Source organism: Aurantimonas manganoxydans SI85-9A1 (genome assembly GCF_000153465.1).
Lineage (GTDB): Bacteria > Pseudomonadota > Alphaproteobacteria > Rhizobiales > Rhizobiaceae > Aurantimonas > Aurantimonas manganoxydans.
In genome coordinates, this window is the sequence record NZ_AAPJ01000031.1 from 1 (window position 1) to 1,092 (window position 1,092).

Sequence of the window (1,092 nt, forward strand, 5' to 3'; positions counted from 1 at the left end):
GGATGCCGGCGAGCAGCCCGAAGATCAGGATCGTTTCCAGCCGTTCGGGAAAGGTGCGGGTGGCTTTCATGCTCAGACCTCTCCCCGCACGGTGCCGAAGGTCATCCCGACCAGCAGATATTTCTGGAAGATGTAGATGAAGACCACCGGCACGATGATGTAGACCGAGGTCATGGTGGAAATGAACGTCCAGTTGACGCCGCCGTCGGAATAGGTTCCGACCGACAGGGCGTAGGGAATGTTCTGGGTATTCACGCCGCCGATGATGAAGTTGAAGAGATATTCGTTCCACACGAAGATCAGGTTGAAGATGAAGGCGGCGATCAGGCCGGGCCGGACCTGCGGCATCACCACCTTGAAGATCACGTGGAACCACGAGCCGCCATTGACGATGCCGGTCTCGTCGAAGCGTGTCGACACGCCGTCGAGGAAGCCCTTCAGGATCCACACCGAGAAGGGGATCGAGAACATCGCGTAGAACAGCATCAGCCAGAGATGCGAATCCTTCCAGCCGAAGGCGACATACATCAGGAAGACCGGCAGGATCACCGCCGGTCCCGGCAGCATGCGGATCGACAGGAGCAGGAACATCAGGAAGTCGGTGCCCTTCGGCCAGTCGACCGACGCCCAGGCGGTGATGGACTACATCGCCTGCGCCCAGCAGCAGATCCTCTACGATTCCGGCACGGCGAAAGAAGCGCCGTCCGACAGCTGCGCGATGACCTCGCTGTAAGCAGGTCCACCGATCGGCCGGACGCGGAGCCCTTCCGCGTCCGGCCATCCAGTTCCAAGATCGAGGCCCGATAATGCCCCCCGTCCAGCAGCGTCGGCGGCCCTTTGCCCGCCTGTTCGACAACCGCGCCACGCTGATCCTCACGCTGCTGGCGCCGGTGATGATCTTCTTCATCGTGTTCAATACGATCCCGACGCTGTGGCTGCTCGGCCTGTCCTTCTACAATTTCTCGCTGACCAGCGGCATGCCGCCGGACTTCGTCGGCTTCCGCAATTTCTTCGCCATCCTCGCCAGCAAGAACGGCATCTGGTTCGACCTGTCGCGGACCTTCACCTTCGTGCTGTGCGGCGTCACCATCC

The 1,092-nt window shown here is 61.0% G+C and carries 2 protein-coding genes and 1 pseudogene; 2 read left to right on the forward strand and 1 reads right to left on the reverse strand.

All coding sequences use genetic code 11. The annotated features are described in order from the left end of the window. Positions 1–72 precede the first annotated feature (72 nt). Positions 73–591: a carbohydrate ABC transporter permease gene (locus SI859A1_RS00245; protein WP_009207885.1), complete on the reverse strand. Its 519-nt coding sequence runs from the start codon at positions 589–591 to the stop codon at positions 73–75. 10 nt (positions 592–601) lie between these two features. Between SI859A1_RS00245 and SI859A1_RS22235 the strand changes: the two genes are divergently transcribed. Together SI859A1_RS22235 and SI859A1_RS00250 are read left to right on the forward strand one after the other, a co-directional pair. Then, positions 602–733: a hypothetical protein gene (locus SI859A1_RS22235; RefSeq protein WP_276324883.1), complete on the forward strand. Its 132-nt coding sequence runs from the start codon at positions 602–604 to the stop codon at positions 731–733. A 73-nt stretch (positions 734–806) separates the two neighbouring features. Then, positions 807–1,092: pseudogene (locus tag SI859A1_RS00250) on the forward strand (carbohydrate ABC transporter permease); the annotation flags it as partial.

Bases quoted from the DNA above. Each gene is read 5' to 3' on its own strand.
- SI859A1_RS00245 (WP_009207885.1), bottom strand. From the start codon at position 591: ATGTTCCTGCTCCTGTCGATCCGCATGCTGCCGGGACCGGCGGTGATC.